The following is an 18729-nucleotide window of genomic DNA, read 5'->3' as shown; positions in this document are numbered from 1 at the left end:
ACCGATGGACACCTGGCTCAGTTACCGCCCGACCGACCTGCTGATGTTCTCGCCGGGCAGCTACGCGCGGCTGTTCGAACGACTCAACGAGGCGATCTGGCCGGGCCACTGGCTGCTGGCGGGACTTGTCCTGGCGATGCTTTCGCTGGCCGCCTCGCGCCACGAGGCCGCCCACCGGGTGGCCGCCGCGCTGCTGGCCGCCGCCTGGGGCTGGGTGGCCTGGCGGTTTTTCGGGCTGTACGCGGAGATCAACCTGGCCGCGCCCTGGTTCGCCGGCCTGTTCGTCATCCAGGCGGCCGCCCTGCTGCTCCTGGCCTGGCCCGGCCCGGGCCTCGCGCTCGAGCCACCGGCACCACCCCGAACCCGCCACTGGCTGGGGCTGGGGCTGGCACTCTGGGGCCTGCTGCTCCACCCGTTCGCCTGGCTCGTGGCCGGACGGGCGCCGGCAGGCACGGAACTTGTCGCCATCGCACCCGATCCCACGGCCATTACCACCATCGGCCTGCTGTTGATGGCCCGGCTGCCACGGCGTCGCGGAGTGCTGCTGCGCGGCCTGTTGCTGACACCCCCGGCAATCTGGCTCGCGATCTCGGCGCTGACCTGGTGGGCCCTGCTGAGCGCCTGACGATCGCGGCGCCCGCCACGCGAGCCCGGCCAGGTGCACTACGATCGACGCACGACGCCCCCCTGGCCACCCACAACGGAGGCACGAACGCCCGCATGACGATGACCACCGGCAACGACGAGACCACCCCCGAGGGTTTCTGGCGCCTCAATCGTGCCGACCGGCTCGGGCTGGTCGTCGACGGCGAGCACTGGTTCCCGGCGTTCGCCGAGATGCTGGGAGCGGCCCGCCAGCAGGCGGTGATCCTCTGCTGGGACGTCGACAGCCGGGTCGAGATGCATCGCCCCTGCGAGGCCGGCCGGGCGCCCTGCCACCTGACCGCCGTGCTGCACCGCGCACTCGAGCAGAACCCGGGGCTGACCATCCACCTGCTGCCCTGGGACTTCGCCATGATCTACGCCTTCGAGCGCGAGTGGCTGCCGCTGTTCTCGCGCCCGATGGCCCGCCACCCGCGCCTGAAGGTGCAGTACGACGGCGAACACCCCATGGGGGCCTCGCACCACCAGAAGATGCTGGTGATCGACGACCGGGCCGCCCTGGTGGGCGGCTTCGACCCGTCCAAGTGGCGCTGGGACCGTCGCGCCCACGCCGCCGACGAGCCGCTGCGGCGCGACCCGGACGGCAAGCCGTTCCCCCCCTTCCATGACCTGGCCTTCGCGGTCACCGGGCCGATCTGCCGCGACCTGGGCGATCTCGCACGCGAGCGCTGGCACCGGGCCACCGGCGAACGGCTGGATCCACCCGGGCCCGTCGACCCGCCCGCCCCGTGGCCGGCCGAGCACGTCGCCGTCGCTCTCGACGACGCCCGGGTGGGCATCGCGCGCACCTTGCCGGCCTGGCGCGACCAGTCGGAGGTGCGCGAGATTGAGACCCGGCTGTGCCGACTGATCGGCGAGGCCCGCCACTGCCTCTATATCGAGAACCAGTACTTCACCAGCCACCGCATCGGCGAGGCGCTGATCGAACGACTCGAGGACGCGCACGGCCCGGAGGTCATCCTGCTGCTCCCGAGGGAAAAGGACGGCTGGCTCGAACGGCTGACCATGGACGTGCTGCGCGCCCGCCTGGTCGAGCGCCTGCGCGAGGCCGACCGGCACGGCCGGCTGCGGCTCTATTACCCGGCGGTGGCCGGGCTGGAGCCGGACATGGTCAGCCTGCACTCCAAGCTCGTGATCGGCGACGACCGCGAGATCAACCTCGGCTCGGCCAACACCTCGAATCGCTCGATGGGCTTCGACAGCGAATTGAATCTCTCCGTGCTCGGCGACGACGAGGCAAGCCGCGCGGCCATCGCCGCCATGCGTCGCGACCTGCTCGCCGAGCACCTGGGCTGCACACCGGCGGCGGTCGCCGCGGCCGAGGGCGAACACGGCTCGGTGAGCGCGGCCATCGATGCCCTCAACCACCCCGGGACCGAGCGCTGGCTCGAGCCGCTGACCATCACGCTCGACCCGGCCATCGACCGCCAGGTGCCCGACGCGGCGGTGATCGACCCCGAACGCGCCCGCCCGCCGGAGGAACTGATCGACATGTTCATCGAGAAGAAGGCGCGCCGCCCCGTGCGGCGCAAGGCCGCGGGCTTTGCCCTGTTGATCGCGCTGTTCGTGGTGATCGCCGGCCTGCTCAAGTTCACGCCGCTGGGCGAGGCGCTGGCCCCGGGGGAACTGCTCGACCGGCTGACCGCACTGCGCGACGCGGCCGGCGGCGCCTGGGCCTTCCTGGGCCTGGCGGTGGTCGGGCTCCTGCTGGGGGTGCCGGCCACGCCGGTGGTGGTGGTCGCCGGGTTGCTCTTCGGCGCCTGGGCCGGGTTCGGGCTGGCCTACGGCGCCCTGGTGACGGCCGCGCTGACCGGGTTTCTCGGTGGTCAGTTTCTCGGCGCCGAGGCCCTGCGCCGGCTGGCAGGCAGGCGCCTCGACCGGCTCTCGCGACGACTCGCCCGACGCGGCATCCTGACCGTGTTCTCGCTGCGACTGGTCCCGCTCGCCCCCTTCGCCGTGGTCAACCTGGTCGCCGGCGCCACCCACATCCGCTTCCGCGACTTCCTCATCGGCAGCCTCGCCGGCCTCGCGCCGGGCACGATCGCGCTGACGATCTTCTCCGACCAGCTCCTGCGCACCCTGCTCGAGCCCTCGGCGACGACCATCGGCCTGCTGGCACTGATCACCGCGGCGTTCATCGGCATCGGCTGGGGGCTGTCTCGCTGGCTGGCCCTGCGGGAGCAGGCCTCGGGGGGATCATGACGCACGGTGGACGTCGGCTGCGATTCGTCACGTGGAACATCCACAGCTGCATCGACCATCGCGGCCGCTACACCCCGGAACGCACCGCGCGGGTGCTGCGCCTGCTCGACCCGGACGTGGTGGCGTTGCAGGAGGCCAACCTCGCCGCCGACCCGGCCGACGACCGGCTGCTGCGGGCGCTTGCGCCCATCCTGCCGCACTGGCTGTTCGCCCCGACCCACGAGCGCGGCTGCCTGCACCGCCCCGGCGAAGTGACCGGGTTCGGCAACCTGATCGCCTCGCGCTGGCCGATCCACCCCGACGACCCGCTGGAGCTCTCGCACGTCAACCGCGAACCCCGCCAGGCGCTGCGGGCGCGTATCGACCTGCCGGAAGGCGAACTGCATTGCTGGGCGGTGCACCTCGGCCTGAGCCTGGTAGAGCGGCGCGAACAGGGCCGGCGCCTGGCCGACGCGCTGGTCCAACTGCCCGGCAGCGAGCCGTTGCTGGTGGCCGGTGATTTCAACGAGTGGCTACCGCGGGCGCGCAGCCTGCGGGTGCTGCATCGTGAGCTGACCCGGCTGCCGGCACGACGCACCTTCCCCGCGGGACGGCCGCTGCTGCCGCTCGATCAGATATGGATTCGCGGGCCGCTGCACGCCCGGTCACTCAAGGCGATCCGCGATCCGATCGTGCCGCGCATCTCCGACCACCTGCCGCTGGTCGCCGACCTGGCGCTCGAGACGCGCTGAGTCCGCCTGCGTCAGTCCGGCGCCCGGTCGAGCCAGGCGCTGATCACGTCGCGCACCTCGCGCACGTGCGTGCCCTTGGTGCCGGAGAAGGCCATCCACTCGCCATCGGGCAGGGGGTGCTCGCGGGCCAGCCGCGCGACGGTCTGCTTGGCCTGGCCGAAGCTGAGCTTGTCGGCCTTGGTCAGCAGGGCCAGCACCGGCAGGCCGCGCGCGACCGCGTAGTCGATCATCTGCTGGTCGAGCGCCTTGAGCGGATGGCGGATGTCCATGATCACCACCACGCCCACCAGCGACTGGCGCTCGGCGAAGTACTGCGCCATCGCCTCGCCCCAGGCACGGCGCACCCGCTCGGGCACCTTGGCAAAGCCGTAACCGGGCAGATCGACCAGCCGGCGGCGCGCGCCCTCCGTCTCGCCGCCCAGGCCGAACAGGTTGATCATCTGGGTGCGTCCCGGCGTGCGCGAGGTGCGCGCCAGCGCCTTCTGGCCGACCAGCGCATTGAGCGCGGTGGACTTGCCGGCATTCGAGCGTCCGGCGAAGGCGACCTCGGCGCCGATGTCCTCGCCGATGTCGGCCAGGCGCGGGGCGCTCTTGATGAAGGTGGCGGCATCGAACAGGCGGCGTTGGTGTCGAGTGGCGTCGTTGGTCATGCGGATCAACCCGGCGTTGCAGTAAGGAGAGTGAAGCGGAAGGGGGAGGGCGCCACGGACCCAAGCCCGTGTTTTCCCATTGGGGAAGGCCTGCACGGCTACCAATCCCTCTGGCTTGCCGGCGTGTTCGCCATCAAGGCGCCGGAAGGCTCCGATTCAAAGGCGGGCTCGTTGCCCGGCGAGAATCGGCAACACCGAGGGCGGGCACACCAACAAGCCCCGCAGGGCGGGACGCCAGACGCCCATCTGCGGCGTTGCAGCGCTTGCCAATGACGACGGCCATTGGGCGGCGCACTGCGCCTAGCAGCTGGACGTCTGGCGACCCGCAGAGGCGTTGGTAGCCGTGCAGACCTTCCCCAGGCATCCTGCCACGCCGCAAGGTTGCAAGCGAGTGACTTATGCGGTTTGATTACGGGTCGTTTTGATGGGGCTTCGAGCCAATCCGGGAATACCGCAGTGAATTGCTCGGCTGAATTCCTATACTCGGGGCGCTTCGAAACCCCTTTGATCAAGGCCAGGGCCGGCCGAACGCGAACCACAACGAGATTGTTAGCGATGATGACAGCAGTTCACCCGATGCCGCGTCGCGGCCGTTTCACCGCCGGCTTGCTTCTGGGGCTTACCTTCCTCGCCGGCGCCGCCCAGGCCAGCGAGGGCGGCTCGATCAAGGCCGGCCGCGAGGCCGCCCAGTCCTGCGCTGCCTGTCACGGCGACAAGGGCAACAGCAACAACCCGGCCTTCCCGTCGCTCGCCGGCCAGCCGGCCAAGTACATCGCCTCGCAACTGACCGCCTATCGTGACGGCAAGCGCGAGAACGCCATCATGAACGGCCAGGCCGCGGGCCTGAGCGACCAGCAGATCCAGGACATCGCCGCCTACTACGCCGCCCAGGAGCGCAAGGTGGCCAGCCCCGCCGCCGAGGGCTCCGCGCTGGGCGCGGACCTGTACCACCAGGGCCGCGAGAACGTCGCCGCCTGCGCCGCCTGTCACCACAGCGAAGGCCACGGCAACCAGCCGGCGGGCTTCCCGGCCCTGCGCGGCCTGTCCGCCAGCTACGTCGCCCAGTCGCTCAAGGACTACCGTGACGGCAAGCGCACCGCCGGCCAGGCCGCCCTGATGACGCCACTGGCCGCCGAGCTCACGGACGACGAAATCGACGTGCTGGCCGCGCACATCGCCAGCCTCGACTGAGCCGAGTCAGCCGGCACGCCGGCCCGAGCCCCGCCTGCCGGGGAACCCGGGCGGCATGCCGGCGTCTGAACATGCTGGCGAACGCATCTCGATGCCGACCGTCGCCACGAACCTACCCGAATCCCGCGAAGGCTAGCCGATGACCTCCCAGGCCCAAACCGCCCGCAAACGCCGCCGCAGCCTGAGCTCGCGCCTGTACACCTGGCTCACGTCGATGAACCTGGCGATCGCGCTGCTGTCGATCCTGGCGATCGCCTCGGTGATCGGCACGGTGCTGCAGCAGAACCAGCCGTTCAACGACTACCTGATCGAGTTCGGCCCGTTCTGGTTCGAGGTGTTCAACACCCTGGGGCTCTACGACGTCTACTCGGTGGGCTGGTTCGTCGCCATCCTGCTGTTCCTGCTCGCCTCGACCAGCGCCTGCCTGATCCGCAACACCCCGGGCTTCATGCGCGACATCCGGAGCTTCCGCCTCAACGCCCAGGACAAGTCGCTTCGGGCCTTCGCCCATTCCCGCCAGTACGAGAGCGGCCTGCCGGCGGCGACCATCGTCGAGCGCACCCAGGGCCTGTTCAGCCAGCTGGGCTACAAGGCACGGGTCAAGGAACGCGAGGGCGAGACCCTGGTGGCCGCGCGCAAGGGCGGCATGAACCGCATCGGCTACGTGCTCACCCACCTCGGGATGGTCGTGATCCTGGTCGGCGGCCTGATCGACAGCAAGATGTACCTCAAGACGCTCAACATGCTGGGCGTGGTCGAGGTGGAGACCCGCGACCTGCCGGTCAGCCAGGTGCCCGAGGAATCCCACCTGCCGCCGGGCGCGCTGGCCGGCTTCCGCGGGTCGGTCAATATCCCCGAGGGCAAGTGGGGCGACGTGGCCTTCATCGGGCTGAAGGACGGCTACGTGGTGCAGAACCTGCCGTTCAAGATCGAGGTGAACGATTTCCACATCGAGCACTACGACACCGGGATGCCCAAGTCCTTCAACTCGGATCTCACCCTGACCGACAAGGAAACGGGCGAGGTGATCGAGGAGACCATCCGGGTCAACCACCCGCTCAAGTACAAGGGCTACAACATCTTCCAGTCGAGCTTCGGCGATGGCGGCACGGAGCTCGAGTTCAACGCCTGGCAGCTGTTCGGCGACGCCGGCACCAAGCAGGCGCTCGAGGGCAAGATCAACCAGGAGCGGACCTTCGACTTCAACGGCGAGAAGTACACCCTCGAGTTCCGCGATTTCTCGCTGTTCAACGTAAACCCCACCGAGGGCCCGGACGGCAACCGCGAAAACACCAACTTCGGCCCGTCGGTCACCTTCCGACTGCGTGATGCCGCCGGCCAGGCGATCGAGTACGAGAACTACTTCCAGCCGGTCGAATTCGACGGCACCAAGTACTTCTTGAGCGGCGTGACCCCGGAGGTCGGGGCCCAGCAGCAGTTCCTGTTCATCCCCGCCGACCGCAACGGCTCGCTCGAAACCTTCATGGGCTTCTACGCCACCCTGAAGGACCGCGACGAGGTCACCCGCATCGCCGCCGACCTGGTCGCGCAGACCCCGCAGGGCGGCCAGGGCGGCGCGGCCCAGAGCGCCGCGGCCCGCTCGATCGCCGACATGGTCGGGACCTTCGTCGAGCAGGGCTTCTCCGCCCTGGGCGAGCAGGTCGACCGGCAGCTCGCCGAACGCGACATGCCGCCGGAGATGGCCGAGCAGGCCCGCGAGTCCTCGTTCCGCGTGGTCCAGTCGGTGCTGATGCGCGCCTTCATGGAAACGCTGCAAGCGCAGGGCATCGAGGAATTCACCGACCAGGACGCCGACTTCTTCGAGAAGGCGCTCGACGTGGTCACGGTCATCCCCAACTACGGCTCGCCGATCTTCGTCGCGCCCACCGGCTTCAATCACATCCAGTCGACCGGCCTCGAGGTAACCCGCGCGCCGGGCATGTTCTGGGTGTACCTGGGCTCGCTGATGCTGACGGTCGGCATCTTCATGCTGTTCTACATCCACTACCGTCGGCTGTGGGTGTTGATCAAACCCGCCGGCGTGAACGATGATGGCCAACCGACGCACCACCGGGTGGTGGTCGCCGGCACGGATGCCCGCAAGAACATCGACTTCGACCAGGCCTTCGCCCAGTTCAGCGATGAACTCATGCGTCAGACCGGGTCAAATGACCAGAATGACGCGTCCACGACGCCCGACAAGGGCTAGAGGCGCCGGACAATCCGCGCAGGAGAAAACGACGATGTCTGTCCCGAACGAACAGATGGTCAACGGCTATCAACCCACCTCCAACCTGCCGTCACCGCGACGCGTCGGCCTGGTCGACGTGCTGTGGACGGTGGCGATGCTGGTGATCGCCGGTATCGGCTACGTGCAGTACAGCGAGTCGCTGGACTTCTACACCACCGGCACCCTGTTCGGTACCGCCCTGGGCCTGGGCTTCCTTGGCTGGGTCTGGCCGGCGACGCGCTGGCTGGTGGGGATCGTGGCGATCATCTCCACCTACGCCGTCTGGCAGTACAACATCCTCGGCGCCGACGGGGCCATCGGGCGCGCCGCGCTGGCCGAGTTCCAGGAATCGACCTTCCTGTTCAAGTACTTCCTCTCCAGCACCTCGGCCACGATGTGGATGGTCGCGCTCTACTTCCTCGCGATCCCGACCTACTTCATCGCCACGCTGGCACGCTCGACGTACGGCCTGAAGGTCGGCTCGGCGCTGGTCTGGTCCGGCTCGGTGATGGGCTTCGTCGCCTTCTTCTCCCGCTGGCGCGAGGGCTACCTGATCAACCTCGACTACGGCCACATCCCGGTGAGCAACCTCTACGAGGTGTTCATCGTCTTCGCCGTGTTCACCGCGCTGCTCTACCTCTACTACGAGAAGCGCTACAACAACCGCAGCCTGGGCGGCTTCGTGATGCTGATCATCGGCATCGCGCTGGCCTTCCTGCTCTGGTACCAGTTCGACCGTGAGGCCCACGTGATTGAGCCGCTGGTTCCGGCGCTCAACAGCTGGTGGATGAAGATCCACGTACCGGCCAACTTCGTCGGCTACGGCACCTTCGCCATCGCCGCCATGGTCTGCATCGCCTACCTGATCAAGCACAAGATGGGCGGCGACGGCCCCAACGACCGCCTGCCCAAGCTGTCGGTGATGGACGACATCCAGTACAAGGCAATCGCGCTGGGCTTCGCCTTCTTCACCATCGCCACCATCCTCGGCGCCATGTGGGCGGCCGAGGCCTGGGGCGGCTACTGGAGCTGGGACCCGAAGGAGACTTGGGCCCTGATCGTGTGGCTGAACTACGCCGCCTGGCTGCACATGCGCCTGACCAAGGGCTGGCGCGGTCCGGTCATGGCCTGGTGGAGCATCGGTGGCCTGTTCATCACCAGCTTCGCCTTCCTTGGCGTGAACATGTTCCTCTCGGGCCTGCACTCCTACGGCGAACTCTGACCGGTACAGGCCACGACCAACCGATGGGGCAGCCGGCTGCAAACGCAGCGGGACTGCCCCATACTTCGTTCCGGGGTCCGGGCCGGTCCGCTGCCCACCCGCTACCCAACACCGACACGACCGACACACGGAGACGCTCCATGCTCGTCACACGCCTCAAGACACTGACCACCGCGCTGCTTGCCACCGCCGCCCTGATCCTGACCACGCCGGCCATGGCCGCCGAGGGCAACGGCTACCGCGAGGTGCAGACCGACGTCAGCTCGCCGGAAGGCAAGGTGCTGGTCCAGGAGTTCTTCTGGTACGGCTGCCCGCACTGCTACTACCTCGAGGGGGAACTCGAGCCGTGGCTCGAGGAACTCGACGAGGACGTGGTCTTCGAGCGTCGCGCCCTCGCCCTGGGCCAGCACTGGCTCCCGCTGACCCGCGCCTTCTACGCCGCCGACCAGCTCGACGCGGTCGAGAAAACGCACGCCAAGGTCTTCCACGCCATCCACGAGGAAGGCACCCGGCTGACCGACGCCGACTCGATCGCCGACTTCTACGCCGAGCAAGGCGTCGACCGCGAGGCCTTCCTCGAGGCCTTCAATGGCTTCGGCACGCAGAACGCCATCCGCCAGACCGGCCAGATCGCTCAGGCGGCCGAGGTGCGCGGCGTGCCCGCCCTGCTGGTCGATGGCCGTTTCCTGGTCACCGGCCGCCTTGCCGGCGGCAACGTGGAAATGCTCGAGGTGGTCGATTCGCTGGTCGAGCAGATTCGTGACGAGCGCCGCTGATCGCCCCCTTGATCGCCGCGAGGATCACCCCGTGAGCACCGGTGCCCAGCTGCTGCTGCGCTGCCTGGAGAACGAGGGCGTCCAGTACGTCTTCGGTATCCCGGGCGAGGAGAACCTCGATTTCGTCGACGCGCTCAACGAGTCCTCGATCGAGCTGATCGTCACTCGTCACGAGCAGGGCGCGGCGTTCATGGCCGACATCGTCGGCCGACTGACCGGCAAGCCGGGCGTGTGCTTTTCCACCCTCGGCCCCGGGGCGACCAACCTGGTCACCGGCGTGGCGGATGCCAACATGGACCACGCCCCGCTGATCGCCATCGCCGGGCAGGCGGGCATCGACCGGTTGCACAAGGAATCGCACCAGGTGCTGGACCTCGTGCGGATGTTCGAGCCGATCACCCGCTACGCCTCACGGATCATCACGCCCTCGGCCATCCCGGAAACCGTGCGCCGGGCGGCCAAGTTCGCCGAGGCCGGCAAGGGCGGGGCGAGCTTCATCGAATTGCCCGAGGACGTCGCCGCCATGCCGGTCGAATCGGGATTCGCCTCGCCCCTGCCGGTGACCTCGAACGGGGCGAGCCAACCGCGCGAGTCCAGCCTCGAGCAGGCCGCCGAGGCGCTGAGCGCCGCCCGCCATCCCATCATCCTCGCCGGCCACGGCGTGGTGCGGGCCGGGGCGAGCGAGGCCCTGGCGGCGCTGGCCGAACGGCTCAACATCCCCGTGGCCAACACCTTCATGGCCAAGGGCGTGATCCCGTTCCGTCACCCGATGGCGCTGGGCTCGGTGGGCCTGCAGTCGAAGGACTACGTCAACGTCGGCTTCGACCAGGCCGACGTGATCGTCTGCATCGGCTACGACCTGGTCGAGTACCACCCACAGCTGTGGCACCCCACCCGCGACCGGCAGATCATCCACGTCGACGCCGAGCCGGCCGAGGTCGACGCCCACTACCCGGTGGCGACCAGCATCGTCGGCGACATCAACACCGCTATGCAGCGCCTGGGCGAGCTGACCACCCCGCACGAGGGACCGGCCTTCCGCGACCTGCGCGAGGCGCTGATCGAGGACATGAACCGGCACGCGGACGACGACTGCCTGCCGATCAAGCCGCAGAAGCTGATCTGGGACCTGCGCACGGCGCTGTCCAGCCGCGACATCGTCATCTCCGACGTCGGCGCCCACAAGATGTGGCTGGCACGCATGTACCGCTCCGAGCGGCCCAACAGCTGCATCATCTCCAACGGCTTTGCCAGCATGGGCATCGCCCTGCCCGGCGCGATCGCCGCCAAGCTGCTCTACCCGGAACGCCACATCGTCGCCGCGACCGGCGACGCCGGCTTTCTGATGAACGTGCAGGAGCTCGAAACGGCCGTGCGCTGCAAGACGCCGATCATCGTGCTGATCTGGAACGACGGCGGCTACGGGCTGATCGACATGAAGCAGCGTCGCGGCTTCGGCCGCTCCACCGGCGTGCATTTCGGTAACCCGGACTTCGTCCAGCTCGCCGAGAGCTTCGGTGCGAAGGGCTACCGGGTCGAATCCGGCGACGGCCTGCTGCCGATCCTCAAGGAGGCGATGGCCAGCGAATCGGTCTGCGTGATCGACGTGCCGGTCGACTACCGCGAGAACGAGCAGCTCACCCGGCGGCTCGGCGAGACCCTGGTGGGCGGATGATCCGCCGGGCGGCCAGCCGACGCTGCCTGAGCTGCAGCCCGGCCACCGGCGGGCCCGACGACTTCACCGCCGTGCGGGGCCACCAGCCGCTGCGATTGCTCTCGCACAACATCCAGGTCGGCATCGCCACCCACCGCTACCGCGACTACCTCACCGGCGGCTGGAAGCACCTGCTGCCCAGCGCCGACCGCGCCCGCAGCCTGGCCGCCATCGCCCCGACCCTGTCGCACTTCGACATCATCGGCCTGCAGGAGGCGGATGCCGGCTCGATCCGCAGCCGCTTCCTCAACCAGGCCGAGCACCTGGCCGAACTGGCCGAGCTCTCCCACTGGGCGGTGCGCGTCAACCGCGACCTGGGCCAGTTCGGCAAGCACGCGCTCGGCCTGATCAGCCGCATCCAGCCACGGGACATCACCCAGTGTCCGCTGCCCGGGCGCATGCCGGGTCGCGGGGCGCTGGTGGCGGACTTCCGCTGGGACGGCCACCCGCTGCGCGTGATCGACACCCATCTGGCCCTGAGCCGTCGGGCCCGCCAGATGCAGTTCGACCAGTTGGGCGAGCTGGCCGACGTGCCGGGCTACGTGGTGGTGATGGCGGATTTCAACTGCGAGCCGGACGATCCGGGCATGCAGCAGTGGTGCATCGAGAACGGCCTGAAGCTGCCGACGCGCCCGCCGCTGACCTACCCGCGCTGGCAGCCGCAGCGGGCCATCGACCACATCGCGGTGAGCCAGTCGCTCGACATCCGCGGCACCGAGGCGCGCCCGATCGGCGGTTCCGACCACATCCCGGTGGCCATGAGCATCGCGCTACCATCGCCGCATAAACCGAACTAGTCTAGGCACTTGATCCCAGGGAGAGAACGCAACGATGGCCGAGGCACCGACCGCGTCGACGGAACAGGACGACTACCGCGAGCGCTACGAACAATTGCTGGGCGAACTCGGCCGACTCGAGGACCACGACCAGGAACTGGGTGGCCTGCTCAAGCTGACCCTCTCGCGGGTGCTGTTCGCCGTCGACAAGGCCTACCCGGAACTCGCCGACGCCGCCGCCCGGATACGCGACAAGGCGCGCAAGCAGGACGAGCACGCCTTCGAGGTCGGCCGGCTCAAGGGCGAACTCGAGGACCTGGCGCGACGGATCCGCGAGCTCGAGGCCAGCCAGCCCGACGTGGATGATCAGCCGGAACCCGCCCCGGCCAGCCACGGCACGCACAACGGCTCGGCCGCGCACGTGCGCGAGGTGCTGCCCCTGCTGCTCGACCGGATCGCCTTCGTCGACTCGCTCGAGGGCCGTCGCGCCCGCCTGATCGCCGCGATCGACGACCCCAGCGACCGCACCCTGCCCAGCATCCTGATCGACCGCGCGGCCACGCTGATCAACGACATGCGCCAGGCGATCGAGAAGGAAAAGGGCGAACTCACCCGCTTTCTCGAGCAGGTCACCGAGGCCCTGGCCGACATCGACCAGTTCAGCCAGGCCCAGAGCGACGATCTCGCCGTGCAGCGCGACGCGCGACTCAAGCTCGACGACTCGCTGCGCCAGCAGGTCGACGACATCGACGCCCAGGTGGAATCGGCCGACGACCTCGACGGCCTCAAGCTCGTGGTACGCGAACGCATCAATCGCATTCGCCAGCAGGTACAGGCCTTCCAGCAGGGCGAGGAGCGCCGCCAGGAAGACGTCGAGGCGGACAACGAGAAACTGCGGCAACGACTGGCGCGCCTTGAGGACCAGACGCGCATGCTCGAGGAGCAGCTCAAGCAGAGCGAGGCGAAGCTGTTCCGCGACAACCTCACCGGGCTGCCCAACCGGCTGGCCTTCGACCATCGCGTGCGCCTGGAAATGGCCCGCATGCGCCGCGACGAGACGCCGCTGACCCTGGCGATCTGGGATCTCGACCGCTTCAAGGAGATCAACGACCAGCTCGGCCACCAGGCCGGCGACAAGACCCTCATCATCGTCGCCCAGACCTTCATGAAGCTGATCCGCGACGTCGACATGATCGCGCGCTTCGGCGGCGAGGAATTCGTGATGCTGCTGCCGACCGCCGCCGGCGACGACGCCCTCAAGGTGGTCGAGCGCATCCGCGAGAAACTGACGCGCACCAAGCTGCGCTACCGCGGCCGCGAGATCGGCGTGACCGCATCCTGCGGACTGGCCGAGTTCGAGCCCAACGAGGAGATGGAGACGGTCTTCTCGCGCGCCGACGACGCGCTCTACCAGGCCAAGGAGCAGGGCCGCAATCGCTGCGTGCTCTCGGCCGACCCGGTCGACTGACCGCGCGGGCCCGGGCTGAAGCGGGAATTCAGTCCTTCTGCGCGGCCTCGGCCCGCGCCATCACCGACTCGAAGACCGAGGCCATCGCCTGCTCGGCCTGCCGGTCGGCGCGGATCGGCCGGCCCCATTCGCGGTCGGTCTCGCCCGGCCATTTCGTGGTCGCATCCAGCCCCATCTTGCCGCCGAGCCCGGAGACGGGCGAGGCGAAGTCGAGGTAGTCGATCGGGGTGTTCTCGACCAGGTGCGTGTCGCGCACCGGGTCCATGCGCGTGGTCATCGCCCAGATCACGTCCTCCCAGGAACGCGGGTCGACGTCGTCGTCCACCACGATGACGAACTTGGTGTACATGAACTGGCGCAGGAAGCTCCACACGCCCATCATCACGCGCTTGGCGTGCCCCGGGTACTGCTTTTTCATCGACACCACGGCCATGCGGTAGGAGCAGCCCTCCGGCGGCAGGTAGAAGTCGACGATCTCCGGGAACGGCTTCTGGATCAGCGGCACGAACACCTCGTTCAGGGCCACCCCGAGGATGGCGGGCTCGTCCGGCGGGCGGCCGGTGTGGGTGCTGTGGTAGATCGGGTTCTTGCGATGGGTGATGCGCTCGATGGTCATCACCGGGAAGGTCTCGGTCTCGTTGTAGTAGCCGGTGTGATCCCCGTACGGGCCCTCGACGGCCGTGTCGTTGGGATAGATGAAGCCCTCGAGCACCATCTCGGCATTCGCCGGCACCAGCAGGTCGTGCGACAGGCACTCGACCAGCCGGGTGCGCTCGCCGCGCAGCAGCCCGGCAAAGGCGTACTCGGAGAGGGTGTCCGGCACCGGGGTGACCGCGCCGAGGATGGTGGCCGGGTCGGCGCCCAGGGTCACGGCGATCGGGAAAGGCTCGCCGGGATGGGTCTCCTGCCAATGGGCAAAATCCAGCGCCCCGCCGCGATGCGCCAGCCAGCGCATGATCACCCGGTTGCGGCCGATCACCTGCTGGCGATAGATACCCATGTTCAGGCGCTCGCGGCCGGCGGCCGCGGCATCCTCGGGGTTGGACTCGAGCCCGCCGCCCTTGCGCGGCCGGCCGCGCGTGGTGGTCAGCCCCCAGGTGATCAGCGGCGCGGCATCCTCCGGCCAGCAGGTCTGGATCGGCCACTGGGCCAGATCGACCTCGTCGCCCTCGATCACCACCTCCTGGACCGGCGCCTTCTTCACCCGGCGCGGCGCCATGTCGAGCACCTTCTTGAAGATCGGCAGGCTCCGCCAGGCCTCCTTGAGACCGGCCGGCGGATCCGGCTCCTTGAGGAAGGCCAGCAGCCGACCGATCTCGCGCAGGTCCTCGAGCGTCTGACCACCCATGCCCTGGGCCACGCGCTCGGGCGTGCCGAACAGGTTGAGCAGCACGGGCGTGTCGAAGCCGACCGGGTTCTCGATCAGCAGCGCCGGGCCGCCGGCGCGCAGAACGCGGTCGGCCAGCACGGTCATCTCCTGGTCGGGGTCGACCGGCTCGGTCACCCGGACCAGTTCACCCTGGCGCTCGAGCTGGTCGAGAAAGCGCCGCAGGTCGGCCAGCGCCCCCTTGGACGCCTTGGCCGCCTTGGCCGCCCGATCAGCGGCCATCGTCGGTCGCGGACGGTTTCACGGGTTGCGGGGCCGGACTCGTTTCCAGGCCCGCGCGAGCCAGGGCGCGCTCGTAGAGCAGCGCGGCCTCGTTGCTGTCGCGCAGACGGGCGTGCACCCGCGCCGCGACGGCGAGATAGCGCAGCTCCTGGTCGAGCGGACCCAGCCGGCTCACCCACAGCTGGGCGGCGGTGGGATCGGATTCGGCCAGGGCCAGGCGCGCCATCGCGTAGGCGAACGCGGCCCGCTCGCGGGCGCGGCCCACGTCCGGGGCATTGGCCGGTTCACTCCAGTCGTCCGGCACCAGCTTGAGCAGGCGTTTGCGCGCCTCGACCGGCTTGTCGTGACGCAGCTCGGCCCAGGCATGCAGCGTCTGTGCCTCGAGTGTGCGCCCGAGCCGCTTCTCCAGCACGCGGGCGGCGGCGTCTTCGGCCCCGCCTCGGGCCAGCGCCTCGGCGTAGGCGATCGTGACCGACGGGCTGTCGACCACGTTGCGCCCGGCCTCCGACCACAGCCGCGAGAGGGCATCGAGGTCACGCGATCGCGAGGCGGCCTCGATCCGGCCGAGCAGCACCACACGCTCGATGCGCAGCAGCTCGTCGGCGGTCAGGCGCTTGTCCTTGATGCGGCGCAGGGTGGGCAGCAGTCGCGCGAGGTCCTCGTACTCGCCGGCCATCTCGAGCAACTGCGCCCGGATCAGCAGGATGGCCTCGTCGCGCGGATGGGTCTCGACCAGCGGCTCGACCATGGCCCGCGCCCACTCGACCTCTCGCAGCGCGATCAGGCGCTGGACGATGTGCAGCCGCAGGAACTCGGCGAACTTGGGAAATCGGCGCCCGACGGTCTCGAACAGGTCGCCGATCTCCTCGCGGGTCTCGGCACGACCGCGCGGGGCGGCGCCCTGGCGTGACGGGTCAAGCCCGTCGAGCAGGGCGTCGATCGCCACCTGGAAGTGCATGGGCGGCAGGCTGCCGTCCTCCACCCCGGCCAGCGCGTAACGCTGCGCCAGTTCGGTCTGACGACGCTGACGCTCGGCCCAGGCGCGCAGGAGCTTCTCGTCCGCCGCGCGACGGCGCTGTTCGGCCGACCGGCGGCTCAGGCGCGCCGGCAGGTGCAAGACCCCGGCAATCAGCCGCCAGAGCAACTGCAGCACGATCAGCGCGACCAGCACCATCAGCACCAGGCCGATGGCGGTGGTCTCGACCCGCCAGCCGGCGAACTCGAGCATGGCCACGCCGGCACCCGGCAGGAAATACACGGCCGCGGCGACCGCGGCGGCCAGCAGGACGATCCAGACGATCAGGCGCTTCATGACGGGTCCTCCTTGCCGGTCTCAGCGGTCACGTCGACCGAGTCGGCGCGAGCCTTCTCGCGGGCGTTGGCCCGCTCCCAGGCGTCGAGCACGGCGTCGATCGACGGGAAGTCGCGGCTGGCGAACCGCTCCCGGGTTTGCTTGAGTGCCTCGAGGGCCTTGGCCGGTCCGTCCGCGTCGGTCGCGTAGTGCGACTCGAGCCAGCCGCGCGCCTCCTCGAGCGTGGTGGAAAGCGCGTCCTGGTCGCGCGAGAGCAGGGATTCGCGCACGGCGGTCAGCCACAGGCGCATCTCGCGATCGGTGGCGACGCGCTCGCGCAGCTGGGTCGGGGTGTCCGAGCGGGTCACGCTGACCTGGCCGGCGACCCAGCCGCGGGTGGCCGCCCAGGCCTTCTCGTACCAGGCCGCGTCTTCCGGCAACGACTCGCCTGGCTCGGGGGTTTCGGCAGCGGCCTCGGCCGGCTCGCTGTCACCAGTGTCGGCTTCGTCGGCGAGCGGCCAGTCCTCGACCCGGTCGGTCAGGCGGCGCAGCGCCAGGGCCTGCCCCACGCGGTCGCCTTCGCCGGTCGCCTCGATCTCGGTGATGGCATCGCTGATCGCCGAACGCAACGGCAACCAGTGCGGGCGCGACAGCGCCGCGACACGCTGGTCGGCCAGCCTCAGGGCAAGCATCGCCCCGTCCGGGTCACGGCCAATCGTCAGCCGCTCCTGGGCGCGGGTGAGCAGGAAACCGATCTCGGCGGTCTTCCAGGCGATCTCGCCACGCGACAGGCGATCGTCGATGCGCGCGATCCGCTCATCGAGGTGGTCCTGTCGCTCGGCGAGCTCATCCTGCTGCGCCTGCAGGCCGGACTCGACCTCCTCGCGGATCGCATCGCCGCGATCCTCCAGCGCCGAGACTGCCGAGCGGGTCGAACCCAGCTCGTCGTCCAGGCGCGCGACCTGTTGTTCGAGCTCCTCGCCCAACGCCTGGCCCTGCGCTGCCTGCTCGCTCGCCTGCGACTGGACGGTCTGCTGAAGCTGCCACAGCTGCCATCCGCCGACGGCGGCCAGCGCGAACAACACCAGCAGGCCGATCACCAGCCACGGCGTGGCCGACCGGCGGGGCCGGCCAGCGGAGGCGGTCACCTTGGCTCCGCCCGATTGCTTGCCGCCCCCGTTCGCGCCCTTGCCCTTGGCGGTTTCGCCAGCGGAGGCGTCCGACTCGCTTGTCTGGGTCGGCGAGACGTCCTTCGGCTTGTCCCCGGCGGTCTTGTCACCGCCAGTCGTCGAGGGGGGTTCCGATTTGCCCGAGGCGGCGGGCTTCTCGCCCGGCTTGGCCCCACCCTTTGCGGTCGGCTTCTGGGCGGCAGCCTTCTGGGCGTCGCCCTTGCCGGACTGGCTCTTGTCCCCCGGGTTCTGGCCCTTGTCCTTGTTGCCCGCCGTGGCAGACGATGTCGAGGCGTTGGACGAGGCCGATGTCTTGCCCGCGCGGGCAGACGTCCCGGCCCCGGTTTCCTTGGCCTGGCTTTCCTTGGCCTGGCTTTCCTTGGCCCGGGTTTCCTCGGCCTGCTTGTCGTTGTCTTTCTTGTCCATGCTCATCCCCAGTCTGGATGCGATCGGATGGAGGCGGTCATGCGCACGGCGCCCGCTCAATGTCTCGGCGGCGTGGCCGTCTGCCGATCGGCCCGGTCGGCAATCAGCCGCCAGGTCGCTCGGGCCAGGGTATCGACCCCGGGGCCGCCGGCCAGGGCGACCGGGCCGCGGAAGCCCAGCGCCCGCGCCCGCTCGCGCGCACGTTCGTTGATGACCAGCAAGGAGGAGTCTAGCAGCCCCGACTCGCTGCCATGCGTGCCGGCGGCGAGCCGCGCGAGGCAGTCGAGTGCTTGCGGGGCGGTGATGATCCAGAGGCTGGCCGGCCCGGCCGGCGCCGCTGCCGGCGGCTCGGGGCATTCACGCCGGTAGACGGCGACGAAACGCGACTCGGCACCGCGTGCCGCCAGGGTGTCGGCAAGCAGTTCCCGGCCGGTCTCGCCGCGGACGATCCACACGCGCCGGCCGTTCATGGGCGCCTCGCGCAGGCAGTCGAGCAGCCCCTCGCTGTCCTCGGAGGAATCGGGCAGGAAGGTGGCGGGTCGACTGGCCTCGGCCAACGCGCGCCCGGTGGCCGCCCCCACGCCGCAAACTCGCGCGCCGGCCACTCGGTC

15 protein-coding genes are annotated in these 18729 nt (G+C 69.5%); 10 read left to right on the top strand and 5 right to left on the bottom strand.

Features of this window, described 5'->3' with window-relative positions; translation table 11 throughout:
* Window positions 1–4: 4 nt before the first annotated feature.
* The 3 genes from FAZ79_RS08020 (at window position 5) to FAZ79_RS08010 (ending at window position 3596) form a co-directional block, all read left to right on the top strand.
* A complete protein-coding gene (locus FAZ79_RS08020; RefSeq protein ID WP_136867457.1) occupies window positions 5–625 on the top strand; it encodes a DUF6064 family protein in 621 nt (206 codons plus the stop codon).
* A 95-nt stretch (window positions 626–720) separates the two neighbouring features.
* Entirely contained in the window at window positions 721–2865 is a 2145-nt protein-coding gene (locus tag FAZ79_RS08015) for a VTT domain-containing protein (RefSeq protein WP_136867456.1), read from the top strand.
* Complete coding sequence (locus tag FAZ79_RS08010) at window positions 2862–3596, top strand: endonuclease/exonuclease/phosphatase family protein (RefSeq protein WP_136867455.1); 735 nt, start codon at window positions 2862–2864, stop codon at window positions 3594–3596. Before FAZ79_RS08015 ends, FAZ79_RS08010 begins: the two co-directional genes overlap by 4 nt.
* A gap of 11 nt (window positions 3597–3607) precedes the next feature.
* On the opposite strand, the gene yihA is transcribed toward FAZ79_RS08010, so the two are convergent.
* Window positions 3608–4246: a ribosome biogenesis GTP-binding protein YihA/YsxC gene (gene yihA, locus FAZ79_RS08005; RefSeq protein WP_136867454.1), complete on the bottom strand. Its 639-nt coding sequence runs from the start codon at window positions 4244–4246 to the stop codon at window positions 3608–3610.
* A gap of 555 nt (window positions 4247–4801) precedes the next feature.
* Between yihA and FAZ79_RS08000 the strand changes: the two genes are divergently transcribed.
* From FAZ79_RS08000 to FAZ79_RS07970, 7 genes are all read left to right on the top strand, one after another.
* Entirely contained in the window at window positions 4802–5437 is a 636-nt protein-coding gene (locus FAZ79_RS08000) for a c-type cytochrome (protein ID WP_136867453.1), read from the top strand.
* A gap of 139 nt (window positions 5438–5576) precedes the next feature.
* Window positions 5577–7646, top strand: coding sequence for a cytochrome c biogenesis protein ResB (locus FAZ79_RS07995; protein WP_136867452.1), 2070 nt, complete (start codon window positions 5577–5579; stop codon window positions 7644–7646).
* A gap of 34 nt (window positions 7647–7680) precedes the next feature.
* The gene (ccsB, locus tag FAZ79_RS11830; RefSeq protein WP_136867451.1) at window positions 7681–8889 is read left to right on the top strand and encodes a c-type cytochrome biogenesis protein CcsB; all 1209 of its coding nucleotides are present in this window, start codon (window positions 7681–7683) and stop codon (window positions 8887–8889) included.
* 140 nt (window positions 8890–9029) lie between these two features.
* Window positions 9030–9665 carry a thiol:disulfide interchange protein DsbA/DsbL gene (locus FAZ79_RS07985; RefSeq protein ID WP_169303648.1) on the top strand — a complete coding sequence of 212 codons (636 nt, stop codon included), beginning with the start codon at window positions 9030–9032 and terminating at the stop codon, window positions 9663–9665.
* Window positions 9666–9696: 31 nt separating this feature from the next.
* Window positions 9697–11340, top strand: a complete 1644-nt coding sequence (locus tag FAZ79_RS07980) for an acetolactate synthase large subunit (RefSeq protein WP_247709527.1) — start codon at window positions 9697–9699, stop codon at window positions 11338–11340.
* A complete protein-coding gene (locus FAZ79_RS07975; RefSeq protein WP_136867448.1) occupies window positions 11337–12176 on the top strand; it encodes an endonuclease/exonuclease/phosphatase family protein in 840 nt (279 codons plus the stop codon). The genes FAZ79_RS07980 and FAZ79_RS07975 overlap by 4 nt, the downstream gene beginning before the upstream one ends.
* 34 nt (window positions 12177–12210) lie before the next feature.
* Window positions 12211–13623, top strand: coding sequence for a GGDEF domain-containing protein (locus FAZ79_RS07970; protein ID WP_136867447.1), 1413 nt, complete (start codon window positions 12211–12213; stop codon window positions 13621–13623).
* Window positions 13624–13651: 28 nt separating this feature from the next.
* Here FAZ79_RS07970 and ubiD read toward each other — a convergent pair whose 3' ends face one another.
* The 4 genes from ubiD to FAZ79_RS07950 form a co-directional block, all read right to left on the bottom strand.
* The gene (gene ubiD, locus FAZ79_RS07965) at window positions 13652–15232 is read right to left on the bottom strand and encodes a 4-hydroxy-3-polyprenylbenzoate decarboxylase (RefSeq protein WP_136867446.1); all 1581 of its coding nucleotides are present in this window, start codon (window positions 15230–15232) and stop codon (window positions 13652–13654) included.
* Window positions 15222–16544, bottom strand: coding sequence for a heme biosynthesis HemY N-terminal domain-containing protein (locus FAZ79_RS07960; RefSeq protein ID WP_136867445.1), 1323 nt, complete (start codon window positions 16542–16544; stop codon window positions 15222–15224). The genes ubiD and FAZ79_RS07960 overlap by 11 nt, the downstream gene beginning before the upstream one ends.
* Complete coding sequence (locus FAZ79_RS07955) at window positions 16541–18118, bottom strand: uroporphyrinogen-III C-methyltransferase (RefSeq protein ID WP_136867444.1); 1578 nt, start codon at window positions 18116–18118, stop codon at window positions 16541–16543. The genes FAZ79_RS07960 and FAZ79_RS07955 overlap by 4 nt, the downstream gene beginning before the upstream one ends.
* Window positions 18119–18174: 56 nt before the next feature.
* Window positions 18175–18729 (bottom strand): uroporphyrinogen-III synthase (locus FAZ79_RS07950; RefSeq protein WP_136867443.1); only part of this gene is annotated, 555 nt, incomplete at its 5' end.

The sequence above is a fragment of the Guyparkeria sp. SB14A genome, from assembly GCF_005096345.1.
Lineage (GTDB): Bacteria > Pseudomonadota > Gammaproteobacteria > Halothiobacillales > Halothiobacillaceae > Guyparkeria > Guyparkeria hydrothermalis.
Note: the sequence above shows the minus strand (reverse complement) of the source record. Positions and strands in the feature narration are given on the sequence as shown.